The organism is Mesorhizobium sp. M1006 (assembly GCF_040318825.1).
Taxonomy (GTDB): Bacteria; Pseudomonadota; Alphaproteobacteria; order Rhizobiales; family Rhizobiaceae; genus Mesorhizobium.
This window is the reverse complement of the sequence record NZ_JAMYMZ010000021.1, coordinates 59846-77941: the sequence shown is the minus strand read 5'-3', so window position 1 is coordinate 77941 and position 18096 is coordinate 59846. Positions and strand designations below refer to the sequence as shown.

At 63.1% G+C, this 18096-nt stretch carries 20 protein-coding genes; 13 read left to right on the top strand and 7 right to left on the bottom strand.

Features of this window, described 5'->3' with window-relative positions:
• Nucleotides 1–68 precede the first annotated feature (68 nt).
• From NKH60_RS20605 to NKH60_RS20590, 4 genes are all read left to right on the top strand, one after another.
• Entirely contained in the window at nucleotides 69–779 is a 711-nt protein-coding gene (locus NKH60_RS20605; RefSeq protein ID WP_352832346.1) for an ABC transporter ATP-binding protein, read from the top strand.
• Nucleotides 779–3328 carry an ABC transporter permease gene (locus tag NKH60_RS20600; protein WP_352832428.1) on the top strand — a complete coding sequence of 850 codons (2550 nt, stop codon included), beginning with the start codon at nucleotides 779–781 and terminating at the stop codon, nucleotides 3326–3328. The genes NKH60_RS20605 and NKH60_RS20600 overlap by 1 nt, the downstream gene beginning before the upstream one ends.
• 219 nt (nucleotides 3329–3547) lie before the next feature.
• A complete protein-coding gene (locus NKH60_RS20595; protein WP_254817871.1) occupies nucleotides 3548–4327 on the top strand; it encodes a Bax inhibitor-1/YccA family protein in 780 nt (259 codons plus the stop codon).
• A gap of 110 nt (nucleotides 4328–4437) precedes the next feature.
• On the top strand, nucleotides 4438–5007 hold the full coding sequence (locus tag NKH60_RS20590; protein ID WP_352832349.1) for a GNAT family N-acetyltransferase: 570 nt from the start codon (nucleotides 4438–4440) through the stop codon (nucleotides 5005–5007).
• A 4-nt stretch (nucleotides 5008–5011) separates the two neighbouring features.
• Here NKH60_RS20590 and NKH60_RS20585 read toward each other — a convergent pair whose 3' ends face one another.
• Nucleotides 5012–5398 carry a DUF2794 domain-containing protein gene (locus NKH60_RS20585; RefSeq protein ID WP_031212724.1) on the bottom strand — a complete coding sequence of 129 codons (387 nt, stop codon included), beginning with the start codon at nucleotides 5396–5398 and terminating at the stop codon, nucleotides 5012–5014.
• A 580-nt stretch (nucleotides 5399–5978) separates the two neighbouring features.
• Nucleotides 5979–6728 carry a DUF1223 domain-containing protein gene (locus NKH60_RS20580; protein WP_352470828.1) on the bottom strand — a complete coding sequence of 250 codons (750 nt, stop codon included), beginning with the start codon at nucleotides 6726–6728 and terminating at the stop codon, nucleotides 5979–5981.
• A 175-nt stretch (nucleotides 6729–6903) separates the two neighbouring features.
• Here NKH60_RS20580 and NKH60_RS20575 point away from each other — a divergent pair, with 175 nt between their 5' ends.
• Complete coding sequence (locus NKH60_RS20575; protein WP_352470827.1) at nucleotides 6904–7584, top strand: ceramidase domain-containing protein; 681 nt, start codon at nucleotides 6904–6906, stop codon at nucleotides 7582–7584.
• 69 nt (nucleotides 7585–7653) lie between these two features.
• Here the strand turns inward: NKH60_RS20575 and acnA are convergent, their stop codons facing one another.
• Complete coding sequence (acnA, locus tag NKH60_RS20570; protein WP_352832352.1) at nucleotides 7654–10344, bottom strand: aconitate hydratase AcnA; 2691 nt, start codon at nucleotides 10342–10344, stop codon at nucleotides 7654–7656.
• A 282-nt stretch (nucleotides 10345–10626) separates the two neighbouring features.
• Between acnA and ccmA the strand changes: the two genes are divergently transcribed.
• From ccmA to NKH60_RS20540, 6 genes are all read left to right on the top strand, one after another.
• Complete coding sequence (gene ccmA, locus NKH60_RS20565) at nucleotides 10627–11235, top strand: heme ABC exporter ATP-binding protein CcmA (RefSeq protein ID WP_352832355.1); 609 nt, start codon at nucleotides 10627–10629, stop codon at nucleotides 11233–11235.
• Nucleotides 11236–11431: 196 nt separating this feature from the next.
• On the top strand, nucleotides 11432–12097 hold the full coding sequence (gene ccmB / locus NKH60_RS20560; RefSeq protein WP_352470824.1) for a heme exporter protein CcmB: 666 nt from the start codon (nucleotides 11432–11434) through the stop codon (nucleotides 12095–12097).
• Nucleotides 12097–12474 (top strand): Imm50 family immunity protein, encoded by a 378-nt coding sequence (locus NKH60_RS20555; RefSeq protein ID WP_352832358.1) that lies wholly within the window; start codon nucleotides 12097–12099, stop codon nucleotides 12472–12474. Before ccmB ends, NKH60_RS20555 begins: the two co-directional genes overlap by 1 nt.
• Before the next feature lie 102 nt (nucleotides 12475–12576).
• Nucleotides 12577–12744 carry a heme exporter protein CcmD gene (gene ccmD, locus NKH60_RS20550; protein WP_352456348.1) on the top strand — a complete coding sequence of 56 codons (168 nt, stop codon included), beginning with the start codon at nucleotides 12577–12579 and terminating at the stop codon, nucleotides 12742–12744.
• Nucleotides 12741–13316, top strand: coding sequence for a DsbE family thiol:disulfide interchange protein (locus NKH60_RS20545; RefSeq protein WP_352491647.1), 576 nt, complete (start codon nucleotides 12741–12743; stop codon nucleotides 13314–13316). The genes ccmD and NKH60_RS20545 overlap by 4 nt, the downstream gene beginning before the upstream one ends.
• Nucleotides 13317–13331: 15 nt before the next feature.
• Nucleotides 13332–14375, top strand: a complete 1044-nt coding sequence (locus NKH60_RS20540; protein WP_352491646.1) for a DUF2332 domain-containing protein — start codon at nucleotides 13332–13334, stop codon at nucleotides 14373–14375.
• 16 nt (nucleotides 14376–14391) lie between these two features.
• On the opposite strand, the gene NKH60_RS20535 is transcribed toward NKH60_RS20540, so the two are convergent.
• Nucleotides 14392–14559: a hypothetical protein gene (locus NKH60_RS20535; RefSeq protein WP_023721879.1), complete on the bottom strand. Its 168-nt coding sequence runs from the start codon at nucleotides 14557–14559 to the stop codon at nucleotides 14392–14394.
• 264 nt (nucleotides 14560–14823) lie between these two features.
• Here NKH60_RS20535 and NKH60_RS20530 point away from each other — a divergent pair, with 264 nt between their 5' ends.
• A complete protein-coding gene (locus tag NKH60_RS20530) occupies nucleotides 14824–15741 on the top strand; it encodes an SMP-30/gluconolactonase/LRE family protein (protein ID WP_352767356.1) in 918 nt (305 codons plus the stop codon).
• 32 nt (nucleotides 15742–15773) lie between these two features.
• Nucleotides 15774–15983: a tautomerase family protein gene (locus tag NKH60_RS20525; RefSeq protein ID WP_352540817.1), complete on the top strand. Its 210-nt coding sequence runs from the start codon at nucleotides 15774–15776 to the stop codon at nucleotides 15981–15983.
• Between the two features lie 107 nt (nucleotides 15984–16090).
• Here NKH60_RS20525 and NKH60_RS20520 read toward each other — a convergent pair whose 3' ends face one another.
• From NKH60_RS20520 to NKH60_RS20510, 3 genes are all read right to left on the bottom strand, one after another.
• On the bottom strand, nucleotides 16091–16624 hold the full coding sequence (locus NKH60_RS20520) for an NADPH-dependent FMN reductase (protein ID WP_352767671.1): 534 nt from the start codon (nucleotides 16622–16624) through the stop codon (nucleotides 16091–16093).
• 40 nt (nucleotides 16625–16664) lie between these two features.
• Entirely contained in the window at nucleotides 16665–17285 is a 621-nt protein-coding gene (locus tag NKH60_RS20515) for a pyridoxamine 5'-phosphate oxidase family protein (protein ID WP_352685342.1), read from the bottom strand.
• Nucleotides 17286–17373: 88 nt separating this feature from the next.
• Entirely contained in the window at nucleotides 17374–18039 is a 666-nt protein-coding gene (locus tag NKH60_RS20510; RefSeq protein ID WP_352493215.1) for a septation protein A, read from the bottom strand.
• Nucleotides 18040–18096: the final 57 nt, after the last annotated feature.

Genomic DNA, 18096 nt, shown 5'->3' with positions numbered 1-18096 from the left:
GGCAGGTTTTCGTCTTTGTCGAGCATCGGATGCACTAGCCTTCATCCCCCATATAGGACGATTTGATTTTGGAAGAAGCCGTCATTTCGCTGAAAGACGTATCGCTGACGCTCGGCGAAGGTGCATCCTCGGTCCATGTGCTGAAGGGCGTCAGCCTCGATGTTGCGGGCGGCGAAGCGACCGGCATCGTTGGACCTTCAGGTTCGGGAAAGTCGACATTGCTGATGGTTTTGGCCGGACTTGAAAGGGTCGATTCGGGTACGGTCCGAATTGCCGGCGAGCAGCTCAACGGCAAAAGCGAAGACGAGATCGCATCGTTTCGAGGACGAAACATCGGCATCGTGTTCCAGTCGTTCCATCTCATCCCCAATATGACGGCGCTGGAAAACGTTGCCGTCCCGCTGGAGCTTGCCGGCCATGTCGATCCATTCGGCGTGGCGGCACGCGAGCTGGCGGCGGTGGGCTTGAGCGATCGCGTCACCCATTACCCCGGCGAATTGTCTGGCGGCGAGCAGCAGCGCGTGGCGATCGCCCGGGCGCTGGCGCCGTCGCCGCGCATCCTGATCGCCGACGAGCCGACCGGCAATCTCGACCAGGCAACGGGGCGGCACGTCGCCGACCTGCTGTTTGCCAAGGCGGCCGAACGCGGCATGACGCTGGTGCTGGTCACGCATGACCCGGTACTCGCGGCGCGCTGCTCGCGCCAGGTGTCGATGCGGTCGGGGCGGATCGAAGACGCGCCTAAGCCGGCCACCAGGGCTGGCAGGGTGACCGCATGATGCCGCTGGCGCGCACGCTGAGGCTCGCCTTTCGGTTTTCGCTGCGAGAAATGCGTGGCGGGCTGTCCGGCTTCCTGATCTTCCTTGCCTGCATCGCGCTCGGCGTCGCTGCGATCGGCGGCGTCAATTCGGTGGCGCAAGCGATTTCCGCCGGTGTTGCCGACCAGGGCCAGACGCTGCTCGGCGGCGATCTCCGCTTCCAGCTCAACCAGCGCGATCCGACCAGATCGGAACGCAGCTTCCTCGACCAGCTTGGCACGGTTTCGCACAGTGCCAATATGCGCTCGATGGCGAGGCTCGAGGACGGCTCCGACCAGGCGCTGGTCGAGGCCAAGGCGGTCGACGGCGCCTATCCGCTCTACGGCGCGCTGGAGACCGAGCCGGTGCTGTCGCGAGAAGATCTGTTCGGCGAAAAATCCGGGGTCTTCGGCGCCGCCGCGCCGGACCTCTTGTTCGAGCGGCTGAACCTTGGCATCGGTGACCGGCTGAAGCTCGGCAGCGCGACGTTCGAGCTGCGTGCCAGGCTGGTCAACGAGCCGGATGCAGTGTCGGATGGCTTCGGTTTTGCGCCGCGGCTGATGGTGTCGACCGACGGGCTTGCCGCTTCCGGCCTGATCCAGCCGGGCAGCCTGGTCGAGAACGCCTATAAGGTCCGCCTGCCCGGCGGCACCGGCGAGGCACTGATCAAGGCGATCCAGGACCAGGCGGCAAAAGAGTTCCCGCAGGCCGGCTGGTCGATCCGCACCCGCAGCAACGCAGCACCGGCGCTGTCCTCGAATATCGAACGGTTTTCGCAATTCCTGACGCTGGTTGGGTTGACGGCGCTGGTGGTCGGCGGCGTCGGCGTGGCCAATGCGGTGCGTGCCTATCTCGACGGCAAGCGCGGCGTCATCGCCACCTTCAAGAGCCTGGGGGCTTCGGGCGGCTTCGTCTTTGCCGTCTATCTGGTGCAGATCCTGATGATCGCCGCCCTCGGCATCACGCTAGGCCTTGTGCTTGGCGCGCTGATGCCGTTCGCGGCCAGCGCGGCACTCCAATCGGTCATTCCAGTGCCGGCGGAAGGTGGGTTCTATCCCGGCGCCCTCGGCATGGCAGCGCTGTTCGGGCTGCTGGTGACGCTGGCTTTCGCCTTGCTGCCGCTCGGCCGCGCCCGCGACGTGCCGGCAACGGCGCTGTTTCGCGAAATGGGATTCGAGGGCCGCGGTTTTCCCCGCCCGCTCTATATCGCCGCGGCATTGGGCATCGCGCTGCTGCTCGCGGTACTGGCGATCCTGTTTTCCGGCGACCGCCGTATTGCCTCGATCTTCGTTGGCGCCACGATCTTTTCGTTCCTGGTGCTGCGTGTGGTCGGCTCGCTGGTGCAGTGGGCGGCGAAGAAAAGCCCGCGCGTGCGCTCGACCGCGCTCAGGCTCGCCATCGGCAACATCCATCGGCCTGGCGCCTTGACGCCGTCCGTGGTGCTGTCGTTGGGACTCGGGCTGACGCTGCTGGTGACGCTGGCGCTGATCGACGGCAATCTCAGGCGGCAGATCTCGGGCAGCCTGCCGGAAAGGGCACCGAACTTCTTCTTCGTCGATATCCAGAGCAGTGACGTCGATGCCTTCTCCGCGCTGGTCGGCAAAGAGGCACCGCAAGGCAGGCTGATCAAGGTGCCGATGCTGCGCGGCCGGGTGATGGCGCTCAACGGCGTCGATGTCGACAAGGTCAAGGTTCCGGCCGAAGGCGCCTGGGTACTGCGCGGCGATCGCGGCCTGACCTATGACGCAAAGCTGCCGGAGAATGCGACGCTGACCGAGGGCAGCTGGTGGCCGGAGAACTATGCCGGCGAGCCGCTGGTCTCGTTTTCCGCCGAGGAAGGCAAAGAGATCGGGCTGAAGCTCGGCGACACCATCACCGTCAACGTGCTCGGCCGCAACATCACGGCCAAGATCGCCAATTTCCGCCAGGTCGAATGGGAAACCATGGGCATCAATTTCGTCATGGTGTTCTCGCCCAACACGTTCGCCGGTGCGCCGCATGGCTGGTTGGCGACGCTGACCGAGACGAATGCGTCGGCAGCCGACGATGCGCATCTTCTCAACGCCGTCACGCGTGCCTTTCCCGCAGTGACGACGGTCAGGGTCAAGGACGCGCTCGAAATCATCAACCGGCTGGTGGCGCAACTCGGCACAGCAATCAGGGCAGCAGCGGGGGTGGCATTGATCGCCTCGGTGCTGGTGCTGGCCGGGGCGCTCGCCGCCGGCAACCGGGCTCGCATTCACGACGCGGTGGTGCTGAAGACCCTGGGTGCGACCAGAAAAACGCTGATCGCCGCGTTTTCGCTGGAATATATGCTGATCGGCCTTGCTACCGCGATCTTCGCGCTGGCGGCGGGCGCTGTGGCGGCATGGTTCGTCGTCGCGCGCATCATGACGCTGCCATCGCACTTCATGCCCGAGGTGGCGGTGGCGACCATCGGCTTTTCGCTGGTGGTCACGGTCGGCATCGGCCTTGCCGGCACGTGGCGGGTGCTGGGCCACAAGGCGGCGCCGGTGCTGCGGAATCTTTGAGCCAGAGCCGGTTTCGATTAAATCTCGGTAATGTTCCGGGCGGGAAGGCCAATAAAACCGTATCTCCGGCACTTCACGGAGCATTACGCTTGGTTACGGTCTTGTCCTTTACGCCAAGAACCATCATATTTCGGCGCAGGCATGCTGGAGCCCCGCCAGCGGCGCCTGGGTTCAAAAGGACCTGACACCGGACGGGGCAGAAGCAATATGAGGATTTCCATGGCTGATCCCGTTCGCAATTATCAGACGCGCGCCGTGCCCGGCGCCGGCGTCGATGCTGCCATCGACCAGGGCCTGCGGGCCTACATGATCAAGGTCTACAATCTGATGGGGCTTGGCCTCCTCATCACCGGTCTTGCCGCGGTCGGCACAATCATGCTGGCCACTACCAGCGATCCCGCCTCGGCGGTCGCGACGTTGCCAAGCGGCGAGATGCTGACCTCGTTCGGCTACGCGATCTTCGGCTCGCCACTGAAATGGCTGGTGATCTTCGCCCCGCTGGCAGCGGTGATGTTCCTGTCGTTCCGCGTCCAGTCGATGAGCGTTTCGGCCGCGCAGACGACATTCTGGGTCTACGCCGGCCTCGTCGGCCTGTCGCTGTCGTCGATCTTCCTGGTCTACACCACCGCCAGCATCTCGCAGACCTTCTTCGCCACCGCCGCCGCCTTTGGCGGGCTGTCGCTCTACGGCTACACGACCAAGCGCGATCTCTCGGCGTTCGGGTCGTTCCTGGTCATGGGCCTGGTCGGCCTGATCATCGCGATGGTAATCAACATCTTCCTGCAGTCATCGGCGCTTTCCTTCGCCGTTTCGGCGATCGGCGTGCTGATCTTCGCGGGCCTCACCGCCTACGACACGCAGAACATCAAGGAGATGTACTTCGAGGGCGACGAGACTGATGTCGCCGGCCGCAAGGCGATTATGGGCGCATTGAGGCTCTATCTCGACTTCATCAACCTGTTTATGTTTCTGCTGCAGTTCATGGGCGACCGTCGCTAAATACGGTTTTCCTGGACCAGCGAGTTCGAAAAGGGCGGCCCAATGGCCGCCCTTTTCTTTTGTACCGGCTTTTGCTGTGATATAGGGCAGATGAACGACGTGCCTAAATTATGAGCTGCATCACCTTGCGGGCCGCGACGTCGGCCGATCTCGACCGGATCACGGAAATCTATGCCGACGCGGTGACGAATGGCACGGCGAGCTATGAACTCGAACCGCCGAGCCGCGCCGAGATGGGCACGCGCTTCGACACTCTGATGGCGGGCGGCTTTCCCTATCTCGTTGCGGAAAAGGCCGGCGGCGTGCTCGGCTATGCCTATGCCGGGGCGTTCCGGCCGCGCCCGGCCTACCGCTTCGTCGTCGAGGATTCCGTCTATGTCGCGCCCGAGGCCAAAGGGCAAGGCGTCGGGCTGCTCTTGATGCAAGGGCTGATCGAAGCGGCCAAGGCGGCGGGTTTTCGCCAGATCATCGCGGTGATCGGCGACGGCCGGCCCGACAGCGCCTCGGTACGGTTGCACGAGAAGCTCGGCTTTCGTCATTCCGGCCGCCTGGAAGGCTCAGGCTATAAGCACGGACGCTGGCTGGACACGGTTTTCATGCAGCTGCCGATCAACGGCGGGGCGTCCATCCCGCCTGATCCGCAATCGCTGCCCGAGCGCAAGTTCCGCCTGCAAAAATAAAGGGTTACGCCTCGACCAGCTTCAGTGTTCGGTCGAACACGCCAAGCACCCGGCCGAGTTCCTGGCCGCGCTTGAGGATGCGCCCGCCGGCGGCGATGACGGCGAACGCGCCTTGCCGGCGCGCCAGCTTCGGATCCTTGACGATCTGGAAAAGCGGCACTTCGCTGGTGCGGCGGAAGACGGAAAAAACGGCGCGGTCGGCGAGATGGTCGATGGCATAGTCGCGCCACTCATTGGCGGCAACCATACGGCCGTAGAGCCTGAGGATCTGGTCCAGTTCGCGCCGGTCGAACCGCACCGGCTGGTCGAGGCGTTCGCGTCTTGCCTCATGCAGCGGGATCAATATTGCGGATGCGTCCCCATCCTCCGTCCCGCTGCTGCGATCAGTCATGCCTGGATCCTCGCAATGAATCGTACGCCGACCAAAGTTGGCGCTTTCGTTGCCGAATTGCAAGGCCCGGCCGGGCAACGGCAGCACCGCGCGGTTTCTCCAGCGTCCAGTCACGTTTGCGAAACGCCTGTTGAAATTGGTGATGCTTTGCCACAATCCTGCCTTTTTTTATCCGTGCTCATGCCCCAATGTCCGACGAATTTACCGGCGTTGCCTGAGACGGTTCGGTCCGGCACCGGCTCGTAAACCCCAAGCCCCCCGCCCACGGGTCTGCGTCGGATCGAACCAACCTCGGTTTTTCCTTGGAAAGATCGGGTGCGACGATCCCAAAACCTAAATGACCGGCGTCAGAAGCAAGCTGACGCCGGTTCTTTATTAGCCGTGGCGATGCGATCCATCCAGATAGGCTGTCGTCGGAGGCTTGAGCGCGGTTATCGCCGAAGGCGACGGATGAGGGGTGTTCCAGCTTGGCAATTTCCTTGAAATCGCCGCCGCCTCAATTCTTCCAGCACCCCTCAACCGTCTCGGCGCTGCGCGCCGATCCACCTTCTCCCACAAGGGGAGAAGGAGAGGTCCCCGCTTAAGGCTTGCGGATAAAGGCCGCGCCCAGGATCGGCCCGGGCATGCCGTCCTTGCCGACCGACTGCAGCAGCACGGCGCAGCCGCCCTTCTTGGCGATCTCGCTCATCGGCAGTTCGTAGCGCTGCGCCTTGCCGTGCCACATGCCGGCGGTCTGGATGCTGGAGACGGCGTTCCAGTAGGTCATGCTGCGGCCGCTGTTTTCGCCCTTGCCGATCTTTATCGTCTGCGGCGGATTGAAATAGACGATGACGACATGCGCGTCGGTTGGGCCGGTCACAGCGTCGCCGGCATCGATCATGACGCGATCGCTGGTCCGGCTGACCTTGATGCCGACGCGCATGCCTTCGCCGACCCTCTCCATGCGGGCCAGCGCGCCGTCGACTTCCTTGCGGCTGGCGCCGTTGACATGGCTGCGGCCGTTTATGACGGCTTGCGGGGTGTAGACGGAACGACTGCCGAAGGCGCGCATATACTCGTATTGCCGCTCGGTATTTTCCTTGCGGCTCAGCGTGTCCTGCCAGCCGAGGTAATCCCAATAATCGACATGATAGGCGAGCGCGACGATGTCCTCTTTGGCGGCGAGCTCGGCGAAGAATTCATCTGCCGGCGGACAGGAGTTGCATCCCTGGCTGGTGAAGAGCTCGACGACGCCTAATGGCTTGTCGGTTGGCTCGGCAAGGGCCCTGCCGGCAAACGCCGAGAGGGCCAGCGCAAGGGCCGCAAGCCGCAATGGTCTTCGAGATGGCATAGCCGTTCCGATCCCGCCGGTGACGCCGGCTTTGTTCTGGTTGTCGAAATATGTGGCAGAAGCGGCAGTCAACGGGAAGTCACGTTGCGGTGAAATTTTGCCGTTGCAACCGCTGGCAAGGGCGCAATAGGTGGACTTGCACTTTACGATGGAAGCGATTCGGGCGGCAATCAGCATGTGGCAATCTCTCCTGGCGCCGGTCGACCTCTATTGCGAACGGACGGGGCCGGAATTCTGGGCCGAACCGCTAAATGCGCTGAGCAATCTGGCTTTTTTTGCCGCCGGGCTATGGGGTGTCTGGCAGGTGCGCAAGCGCGGCACCGGCACCTTCGCCGAAGTGCTGGCCTGGTGGGTGGTGGCGATCGGCGTCGGCTCGTCGCTGTTCCACACCTTTGCCAACCGTGGCACGGTCTGGGCCGACGTGCTGCCGATCGCCGGGTTCACGCTGGCCTACACGCTGTTCAACCTGCGGCGTTTTCTCGGCATGAAATGGGGCAAGGCGATCGCCATTTTCGTCGCCTTCTATGCCGTCGCCGGGCTGGTGACCTTTGCCGTGCCCGACTGGCTGCGCCAGGCGTCGAACGGGACGACCGGCTATCTGCCGCCCTTCCTGGCGCTCGCCTTCTTCGGCGCCATGGTGGCGGCCAGCGGCAACCGTGCCGGCTGGTACAATCTGGCGGGCTCGGCGATCTTCGTCGTGTCGGTCATCTGCCGGATGATCGATCCGCTGGTCTGCGGCGGCTTTCCGCTCGGCACGCATTTCCTGTGGCACATATTCAACGGGCTGATGCTCGGCGTGCTGCTGGCGGCGACAGCGCGGTTTGGAAAGCCGGGAATTAGGGCAGTAGGGCAGTAGGGCAGTAGGGGAATAAGTCGCTTCTCCTTGCTTCACCCTACTGCCCTACTCCCTTATTGCCCTACTCCCTTAAGCGGCCAGATCGCGCAGCACGTATTGCAGGATGCCGCCATTCTTGAAGTAGTCGAGCTCGTCCAGCGTATCGATGCGGCAGATGATCGGAACCTCTTTGACGCTGCCGTCGCCGTAGGTGATCCTGGCGATCATCTTCTGCCGCGGCTTGATGTTGCCCAGTCCGTCGATCTCGACCAGTTCGTCGCCCTTGAGGTTGAGCGAGGCCCATGAGGTGCCTTCCTCGAAGACGAAGGGGATCACGCCCATGCCTACCAAATTGGAGCGGTGGATGCGCTCGAAGGACTGGGCGATGACCGCGCGGACGCCCAGCAAATTGGTGCCCTTGGCCGCCCAGTCGCGCGACGAGCCGTTGCCATATTCGACGCCGGCGAAGATGACCAGCGGCACGCCTTCCTTCTTGTACCGCATGGCGGCGTCGTAGATCGATTCCTCTTCTTTCGACGGGTAATGGATGGTGTAGCCGCCCTCGCGGCCGTTCTCGCCCAGCATATGGTTGCGGATGCGGATATTGGCGAAGGTGCCGCGCATCATTACCTCATGATTGCCGCGGCGTGTGCCGTACTGGTTGAAATCGGCGACGCCGACGCCGTGGTCGGTGAGATACTTGCCGGCCGGCGAGGCCGCCTTGATCGAACCGGCCGGCGAAATGTGGTCGGTGGTGATCTTGTCGCCGAACAGACCGAGCACACGCGCGCCCTTGATATCGCCGATCTTGCCGAAGCCCGACGTCATGCCGGCGAAATAGGGCGGGTTCTGCACATAGGTGGAATTGTCGTCCCAGGCATAGGTCTGGCCTTCCGGCGCCTTGACGTTCTGCCAGTACTCGTCGCCCTTGAAGACGTCGGCATACTTGCGGGCGAACAATTCGCGCGTGACGTTCTTCTCGATGAATTCCTGGATCTCGACCGAACTCGGCCAGATATCCTTGAGATAGACCGGATTGCCGTTGCGATCCTCGCCGAGCGGCTCGGTGGTCAGATCCTTGGTCACTGTCCCGGCCAGCGCGTGGGCGACGACCAGTGGCGGCGAGGCGAGATAGTTCGCTTGCACGTCGGGCGAGACGCGGCCTTCGAAATTGCGGTTGCCGGACAAGACTGCCGCAGCAATCAAGCCCTTATCGTTGATGGTCTTGGAGATCGGCGCCGGCAATGGGCCGGAATTGCCGATGCAGGTGGTGCAGCCGAAGCCGACCAGGTTGAAGCCGATCTGGTCGAGCTCCTTCTGCAGGCCGGATTTCTCGAGATATTCGGCGACGACCTGGCTGCCCGGCGCCAATGAGGTCTTGACCCACGGCTTCTGCTTGAGGCCGAGCCGGTTGGCATTGCGCGCCAACAGCCCGGCGCCGATCAGCACGCTCGGGTTCGAGGTGTTGGTGCAGGAGGTGATGGCGGCGATGACCACATCGCCATGGCCAAGATCGTAGCTCGTGCCCTCGACGGCATAGCGCTTGTCGATTTCGGCGGCCTTCCTGTATTCGGACTCCATGGCCTTGGCGAAGCCAGCCGGAATGTCTTCAAGTGCGACCCGGCCTTCCGGCCGCTTCGGGCCGGCCATCGACGGGACGACACTGCCGAGATCGAGCTCCAGCAGGTCGGTGAAGACCGGATCGGCCGAGCCGGCATCGCGCCACAAGCCTTGCGCCTTCGAATAAGCCTCGACCAGGGCGATGCGGCTTTCGTCGCGACCGGACATTGTCAGATAGCGGATGGTTTCGCTGTCGACCGGGAAGAAGCCGCAGGTGGCGCCATATTCCGGCGCCATGTTGCCGATGGTGGCGCGGTCGGCCAGCGTCATGTTGGACAGGCCCGGCCCGAAGAATTCGACGAACTTGCCGACGACGCCCTTCTTGCGCAGCATCTGGGTGACGGTGAGCACCAGGTCGGTGGCGGTGACGCCTTCCCTCAGCCTGCCGGTGAGCCGGAAGCCGATGACTTCAGGCAGCAGCATGGAGACCGGCTGGCCAAGCATCGCGGCCTCCGCCTCGATGCCGCCGACACCCCAGCCGAGCACGCCGAGGCCGTTGATCATCGTGGTATGTGAATCGGTGCCGACGCAGGTGTCGGGATAGGCGGTGGTCTCGCCGTCTTCGCTGTTGGTCCACACGACCTGACCGAGATATTCGAGATTGACCTGATGGCAGATGCCGGTGCCGGGCGGCACGACGCGGAAATTGCGGAACGCCTGCTGGCCCCATTTCAGGAACTTGTAGCGTTCCTCGTTGCGCTCATATTCAAGCTCGACATTGCGGGCGAAAGCCAGTGGCGTGCCGAATTCGTCGACGATGACCGAGTGGTCGATGACCAGATCGACCGGCACCAGCGGATTGATGCTTTGCGGATCGCCGCCGAGCGAGGCCATGGCGTCGCGCATAGCGGCAAGGTCGACCACGGCTGGAACGCCGGTGAAATCCTGCATCAGCACGCGAGCCGGGCGATAGGCGATCTCGACGCCGGCGGTGCCCCGGTCAGTCAGCCAGCCGGCGACCGCCTGGATGCTCTCCTTGGTAACGGAACGGCCGTCCTCGTTGCGCAGCAGATTCTCCAGCAGCACCTTCATCGAATAGGGCAATTGGGCAATACCGGTGAGGCCGTTCTTTTCGGCCTCGACAAGGTCATAGTAGATGTACTCGGTGCCGCTGGCGGTCAGCGTGCGGCGGCAATTGAAGCTGTCGAGTGATTTGGACACGTGCGATCCCTAACTGTCGGTTGCCGGAAGGGAACGGACGCCAGTGGGCATGCAAATCACGCGCAAAGGTGCGGGTACGGCCATTTCCGCTATCCGTTCCCAAGCGTCCGGGCCGTTCAAGGCGGCACGCGCGCTGGTTCGGCGCAAATTCGGTTCCCGTGCCGACCGCTGGCACGGATGATGCGGATATAGAGAATTTTCTGGAATAGTTCTAGACACGGAATCGCCATTTTTGGTGCGGCGCACCGAAGCCGCGCCTGAACTTTCGGCGAAGGGGGACGGATGCGGCTGATCGCCGAAAATCTGGGCGGCGAACGCGGCGGCGAGACGGTATTTTCCGGCATCGAATTCGCGCTGGGGGATGGCCAGGCGCTGGTCGTCACCGGGCCGAACGGCGCCGGCAAATCGACGCTGCTCAGGATCGTCGCCGGACTATTGCCAGTGGCGGCAGGCCGTGTGCGGTTCGAAGGTGGTGGCGAGGACTTTCCGTCGGCCGCCTCGGCCTGTCACTATCTCGGCCACCTCAACGCGATGAAGACGGCGCTGAGCGTTACGGAAAACCTGTGCTTCTGGCGCGATTTTTCGGGCGCCGGTTCCGCGGCTGTTGAAGAGGCGCTGGAAACCGTCGGGCTGGGCGGCATCGGCCATCTGCCGTTCGGCTATCTCTCGACCGGGCAACGCCGCCGCGCGGCGATTGCAAAACTGCTGGTAAGCCACCGGCCATTGTGGCTGCTCGATGAGCCGACGGCAGGACTGGACAAGGCTTCCGAGGAGAGATTCGGCGAATTGATGGGGAAGCACCTCGAGAGGGGCGGGATCGTGGTTGCGGCGACGCATTTGCCGCTGGGGATCGAGGGGGCACAAGGGCTGGTGATGGGCGAGGCCGTTTGATGTTGGTGCTCTACGGCGCCCCCCTCTGTCCTGCCGGACATCTCCCCCACGAGGGGGGAGATTGGCAGCTTCGTCGCTGCGCTCAACTCTCAACGATCGAGATTGGCGAAGGCAGTCGTGACAGCCAATCTCCGCCCTTGAGGGGGAGATGTCCGGCAGGACAGAGGGGGGTGCCCAGGCGAAAGCATCTCACATCATGCTAGCCCTCTTCCTGCGCGACATCCGCCTGAGTATCCGCGCCGGCGGCGGGGCGCTTACCGGCGTGATTTTCTTTCTCGCCGTTATCGCGACCATCCCCTTCGGCGTCGGTCCCGAGCTGAAGCTGCTGGCCCGCATCGGCCCGGCGATCCTGTGGATCGCCGCATTGCTGGCCTGCCTGCTCGGCCTCGACCGGCTGTTCCAGGCCGACCGCGAGGACGGCTCGCTCGATCTTCTGGTGCTTGGCAACGACCGGCACATGCTGGCCTTGACCGTTCTGACGAAATGCCTGGCGCATTGGGCGGGAAGCGTGCTGCCGCTGGTCATCGCCGCTCCCTTGCTCGGCCTGTTCATGAACATGGAGCCCATCGGCATCGGTGCGACGGCGCTGACGCTTCTGGTCGGTACGCCGGCGATCACCTTCATCGGTGCCGCCGGTGCCGCGGTGGCGGTGGCGCTGCCGCGCGGGGGCCTGCTGATCTCGGTGCTGGTGCTGCCGCTAACCATTCCCGTGCTGATCTTCGGCGTATCAGCAAGCTATGGCGCGGTGGCGAACCCCGATCCTTTTCTGCAGCCCTTCCTCATTCTCGCCGCGCTGACCCTGTTCCTTGCCGTGCTCGGGCCGGTGGCGGCGGCGCTGGCGCTTCGGCACGGAACGGATTGATGTGGCCGCTGCGCATAGAGAACCCGATCTTTCTCCAGACAATCTACGGCAACTATCCGGACCTGTCTTCCGTCCAGGTAACCAAGGCCGAAATCAATCGTGAAGGGCCTAGCATGTACCTTTCCTTCATCTCGACCGTCCTCCCCTACCGGCCCCCCGCCAAATGGGCGGCGTTCAATGCCGTGTCTTTCGGGCTTGAGTTCATCGCGGTCGAATCGATTAGCCTTCGCAAGTTCCGGAGCCATGGCTGGAGTGCAATCAGGATGTGGGATGACGCCGGTAGAATCCTGCTTACCTGCGAAGGGGCTGTCAGGCTGTCTCTGACGTGCCAATACATGCGTATCAAAAACATATCAGGTGTTTTGCGTTCGCAGTGACCTTCGGCTTGCGATAACCGCAAATCTGCCGCAGACCCGTTCATTGCGACAAACAGCCGGTGAGGCTATGAATTCCGCCGTGAGAAGCCTTGGATCGGGAAAATGAGCGTTCACGCCCTTTATGTCACCGCCGCCTATGCGATCACGGCCGTGGTGCTGGGTGGGCTGATCGGCTGGATTCTGCTCGACCAGCGCGGCCGCAAGCGAGAGCTTGCCGAGCTGGAGGCATCCGGCGTGCGCCGGCGCTCCGATAAGGCAGTAAAATCATGAGCACGGAAACCCAAACACCGGCGCGCCGCCGCCTGATCGTGCTGCTGCCGCTGGTGGTCTTTCTCGGGCTGGCGGGATTGTTCCTGGCGCAGCTTTTGTCCGGGCGCGACGTGTCGGAAGTGCCGTCAGCGCTGATCGGCCTGCCGGCGCCGCAGACCAACCTGCCGGCGCTCGAAGGCACCAATTTGCCGGGCCTCGATTCAAAACAGTTCGCCGGCAAGGTGACGCTGGTCAACGTCTTCGCGTCCTGGTGCGCGCCGTGCCGCGAAGAGCATCCGGTGCTGCTGGCGCTGTCGCAGGACAGACGCTTCGTCATGGCGGCGCTGAACTACAAGGACCAGCCGGAAAACGCCCGTCGGTTCCTTGGCGATCTCGGCAATCCATTCCAGGCGATCGGCGTCGACCAAGCCGGACGCACGGCGATCGACTGGGGTGTCTACGGCGTGCCGGAAACCTTCGTCATCGGCAAGGATGGCAAGATCGCCTATAAGCATGTAGGGCCGCTGACGCCGGACTCGGCGCGGACGCTGCTGTTACCCGAAATCGAGAAGGCGCTCGCGGCTCCGGGCTGAGACACCTGAAACGCGATGGACGAACGAGACATCCGCGATCATTTTCTGGCACAGGCGAAAGCCTGCGATGGACTTGGCTCGCCTTTCACCGCGAATTTATGCCGTGCGCTCGCTAAGGTTCTCGACGCAAACACCAGGACCGGGCAGGCGGTGCTCGGTTGGCCGGGCGACGCGCGCGCCGACGCCCTCGCATTGCGGCTTTGCGGCGCGCTGCATGGGTTGGTCCTGACGGGTGCCAATGAGCGATTGGCACTGATCTATCCGCCCAACCAGACAAGCGAATCCGAGATCGCGGCGGTGCTGCCGGAGGCAATTGCGCGATCCGACGAGCGGATCGTCGCCGGCCTCGCCGGTGCGCCGCAGACCAATGAAATCGCCCGGTCGGCGATGCTGCTGCCTGGATTTCTGACAGTCGCGCGGGAAACCGGCCTGCCGCTGGACTTGTGCGAGATTGGCGCCAGCGCTGGGCTCAATCTCCTGTTCGACAGCTTTCACTACCGCTACGGCGATGCCGAGTGGGGCGACCGGACCTCCACCGTTCGGTTGGCGCCGGAGGTGCGCGGACTCGCTGTTCCGCTTGGTGGAGCGATCGACGTCCGCCACCGCGCCGGCTGTGACATCGCGCCGGTAGATGTCGCCGACGCAGCCACACGGTTACGGCTTCGGTCTTACGTCTGGGCCGATCAGGCTACGCGGCTGGCCCGGCTCGACGCTGCGCTGTCACTTGCCGAAAAGTTTCGACCGCCACTTGTCAAAGCGGACGCGGCGGATTTTGTCGGGAAGGCGCTGGCCGCGCGGCAGGAGGGTGGCGCTTTTGTGCTCTATCATTCGATCATGTGGCAATACCTGCCGCGGGCGACCAAGGACGCGATCATCGTCGCCCTGGAGCAGGCGGGCAGACAGGCCACGGCCGCTGCGCCTATCGCAAGGCTGAGGATGGAGCCGCGCGATCCCACAAACAATTGGGCGGTACTCAGCCTGACTTTATGGCCGGGCGGCGAGACGCACCGCCTGGCCCATTGCGATTACCACGGCCGCTGGATCGAATGGGTGGGCTAAGCCCGATCCCATTCACTCAGCCGTAGATCTGCTTGTGGACCTGGTAGAGCATTTCTGAGCGGTCGGCGCGCATGTCGGCGAGGTCGCGGCTGCTGAAGCTGTCGATTTCGGCGACGAGGCGGTTGTAATGCCGGCGCTTGGCGATGCTGGCGCGAGCGCGGCTCATGAGGCTGTCGATGATCATAGCGAGTTTCCTTTTGCGCCGCATTTCGCGGCCAGTTGTTCCTCCCTTGATCGATACGGAGCATGACATAGTTATGGTGCATTGCAAAAATAAGATGTTGCAATGCACCATTGCGCTGGGCGCATAGCCGGTTAACGGGATGTGACCTGCCGTCCGGGCCAGCATTCGCATTCCATAATGCTCTGACGCATCATCGATCTTGCCATATCGATCGCAGGCTGGCTTGATCGCGCCCTTGCCAAGCGACTGCTACCGGGAGGAACCATGGCCAGCGAATTCTACGAAGTTCTCGATCCGCGCTTTTCGCGGCTTTTCAACGGCAATGCACAGGTGGACAGGCTGTTTACCGGCTGCCGATGGGCGGAAGGACCGGCCTGGTTTGCAGCCGGGCGCTATGTGGTTTGGTCCGACATCCCGAACAATCGCATGCTGCGTTACGACGAGACCGACGGCAGCGTCAGCGTGTTCCGTCAGCCGTCCGGCAATTCCAACGGCAACACCGTCGACCGGCAAGGCCGGCTGGTTACTTGCGAGCATTCCGGCCGCCGCGTCAGCCGCACCGAGCATGACGGCTCGGTCATCACCATCACCGACAAATGGCGCGGCAAGCGGCTGAACTCGCCCAATGACGCGGTGGTCAAGTCCGATGGCTCGATCTGGTTCACCGATCCGAGCTACGGCATCGATACCGATTACGAGGGCGACAAGGCCGAAAGCGAAATCGGCGCCTGCCATGTCTACCGGGTCGATCCCGGCACCGGCGAGACCGAGGCGGTGATCACCGACATGGTCAGGCCCAACGGGCTCGCCTTCTCGCTCGACGAGCGCCAACTCTATGTCGCGGATACCGGCCGCACGCATGGTGCGCAAAATCCGGCACACATCCGGGTGTTCAATGTCGGCCAGGGCGGCAAGACGGTCTCAGGCGAAAAGGTCTTTGCCGACTGCACCGCCGGCCTGTTCGACGGTTTCAGGCTGGATGCGGACGGCCGCATCTGGACCAGTGCCGCCGACGGGGTCCATTGCTACGATCCAGACGGGACGCTGATCGGCAAGGTCAAGGTACCGGAAGTCGTTGCTAATTGCGTGTTCGGCGGCAACAAGCTGAACTGCCTCTACATCGCCGGCACGACCTCGCTCTACATGGTCCGGCTCATGGTCAACGGCGCCAAAACCTACTGAGCGGCCGCCAAGCATATGCAAGGGAGGGAACCATGCCATTCGTGAATATCCGCCTGGTCAAGGAGGTGATTGCCGACGACCCGGCCGGCAAAAAGGCCGCGATCGCCGCCCAGGTGACGGCGGCCATCACCGGCGTCACCGGCCTGACCAACAACGATGTCTGGGTGGTTTTCGAGGAGGTCGCTGCACGCGACTGGTTCGTCGGCGGGACCGACGTCGAGACGCGGAGGAGCAAGGGATAGTTCCCGGCACAGATTGGCCGCAGCTCCTAGCGTCGTCATCCCGGGGGCGGAGCAGGAGCGAAACTCCGTCGCGGAGACCCTGGGATGGCGAAAGCACGGTCCGGCGTTCACCGCGAGCGGATGAACTCCGCGAAGGCGGATAGGGCATCGCGCATCGTCAGCCGGTTTTCCGGCTGCGACAAGATATCCTCCACCTCCGGCGGCTTCTTGCCGAGCAGCGCTATTTCGAGCGCTGCTTCCTCATGGAGCGCAAAAGACATTGTCCGCATGATCTCGACCAGTGCGGCGCGGGCAAACAGCGAGCGCGGCGAGGCATGCACCAGCATGGCTGGCTTGCCAACGGCGGCATCGCGCGACACCAGCCAGTCAAGCGCGTTCTTCAGGCCGCCTGGCACACCGTGGGCATATTCCGGGCAGGAGACGATGACGCCGTCAGCGGCGGTGACCGCATCGATCAGCACTGCTGCTTGCGGCGGCGTCCGCTCGCCTTCGTCGTCGGGGTTGAAGATCGGCAGCCGGCCAAGTCCATCGTAGACGAAGACGTGACAGTCCGGCGGCGCGTTTTGCGCGAGTGCCGCGACCAGGGCCGAATTGGTCGAGGCGGCGCGCAGGCTGCCGGAGATGGCGAGGATGTTCAGCAAAGGAATGGAGACCGGCTTGGGCGATTCGTTGCCGGGCACGCTACCACATGGTCTCCCTGTATTCCTCATCCAGCCAGCGGTCGGTCGCCTCGGCCGAATCGGCGAGCGCCAGCTGGTCGCGCAGGATCTGGCCGAGCGTCGGCAGCGTCGCGCGGTCGTACCAGCTCTCCGGCTTCCACAGTTCGGAGCGCATGAAGGCCTTGGCGCAATGCATATAGGCGGCCTTGACCGTCACCACGACGACGCTTTGCGGCGCCTTGCCGTCGACCGCCAGCCGCTCGCGTAACGCCGCATCGACGGTGATGCGGGCATCGCCGTTGACACGCAGCGTCTCGTTCATGCCGGGAATGAGGAAGAGCAGCCCGACCGAGCGATTGAGAAGGATGTTCTCCAGCGTGTCGAGCCGGTTGTTGCCCGGCCGGTCGGGGATGGCGATGGTCTTCTCGTCGAGCACTGCCACAAAACCCGGCCTGTCGCCCTTGGGCGTCACATCGGCATTGCCGGCGCCGTCGGACGAGCCGATCAGCACGAACGGGCTCTTGCCGATGAATGAACGGCAGTGGCCGTCCAATGTCTTCAATTCCTTGCGGATCGAGCCGTCGGTCAGCCGAGGCGTCTTGTAGATCGTCCTCAACTCGTCGCGAGTGGTGATGAATTCCATGCCCTCTCCCCTTATTCTGATGCAATTCCCTAGGGAAAACGCTACGCGCTTTCCCGGGAAAACCGCTACACACTTTCCTGGAATTGCTCTATTTGCCGGCCTTCTCTTCCTTGCCGGCCTTGTCCTCGAGCGAATGGCGCAGGATCAACGGCATTTGGCTTAACGTGAAGACAAGGGTAATGGGAATCGTGCCCCAGACCTTGAAATAAAGCCAGGCTTCCTCAGAAAAGTTGCGCCACACGATCTCGTTCAGCGCAGCCAGAAAAAGGAAGAAGAGTCCCCATCGGAAAGTGAGCTTGCGCCAGCCTTCGGCGTCGAGATTGAAGGCGGAATCAAAGACATAGCCCAACAGCGATCTGCCAAACGCCAACCCGCCAAGCAACGTGATGCCGAACAGGCTGTTGATGATTGTCGGCTTCATGAAAGCGAAGGTCTTGTCCTGCAGCCACAGCGCCAGCGCGCCAAACACAAACACCACGATGGCCGAGACCAACGGCATGATCGGCCAGCTTCGCGTCAAAATCCACGAAACGCTGAGCGATAGCGCCGTCGCCACCATAAAGAACGCTGTGGCAATCAGGATAGGCTCGCCGATATGGCCGAGGATCGGAAACTTCCCGACAAGCCACGCGCCGCGGATGGTGGTGAAAAAGAACACCAGGCCAGGCCCGAGTTCGAGCAGGAATTTCAGGCCGGGGTTCAACGCCCTGCGTCGCGGATCGGACGGGTCGCCTTCGAGGATGGGTGGGTTCATAGCGTCCTTCTTACGCATGATCCAATCCAAAGAGCCTGCAACTTTTCGGAATCATGC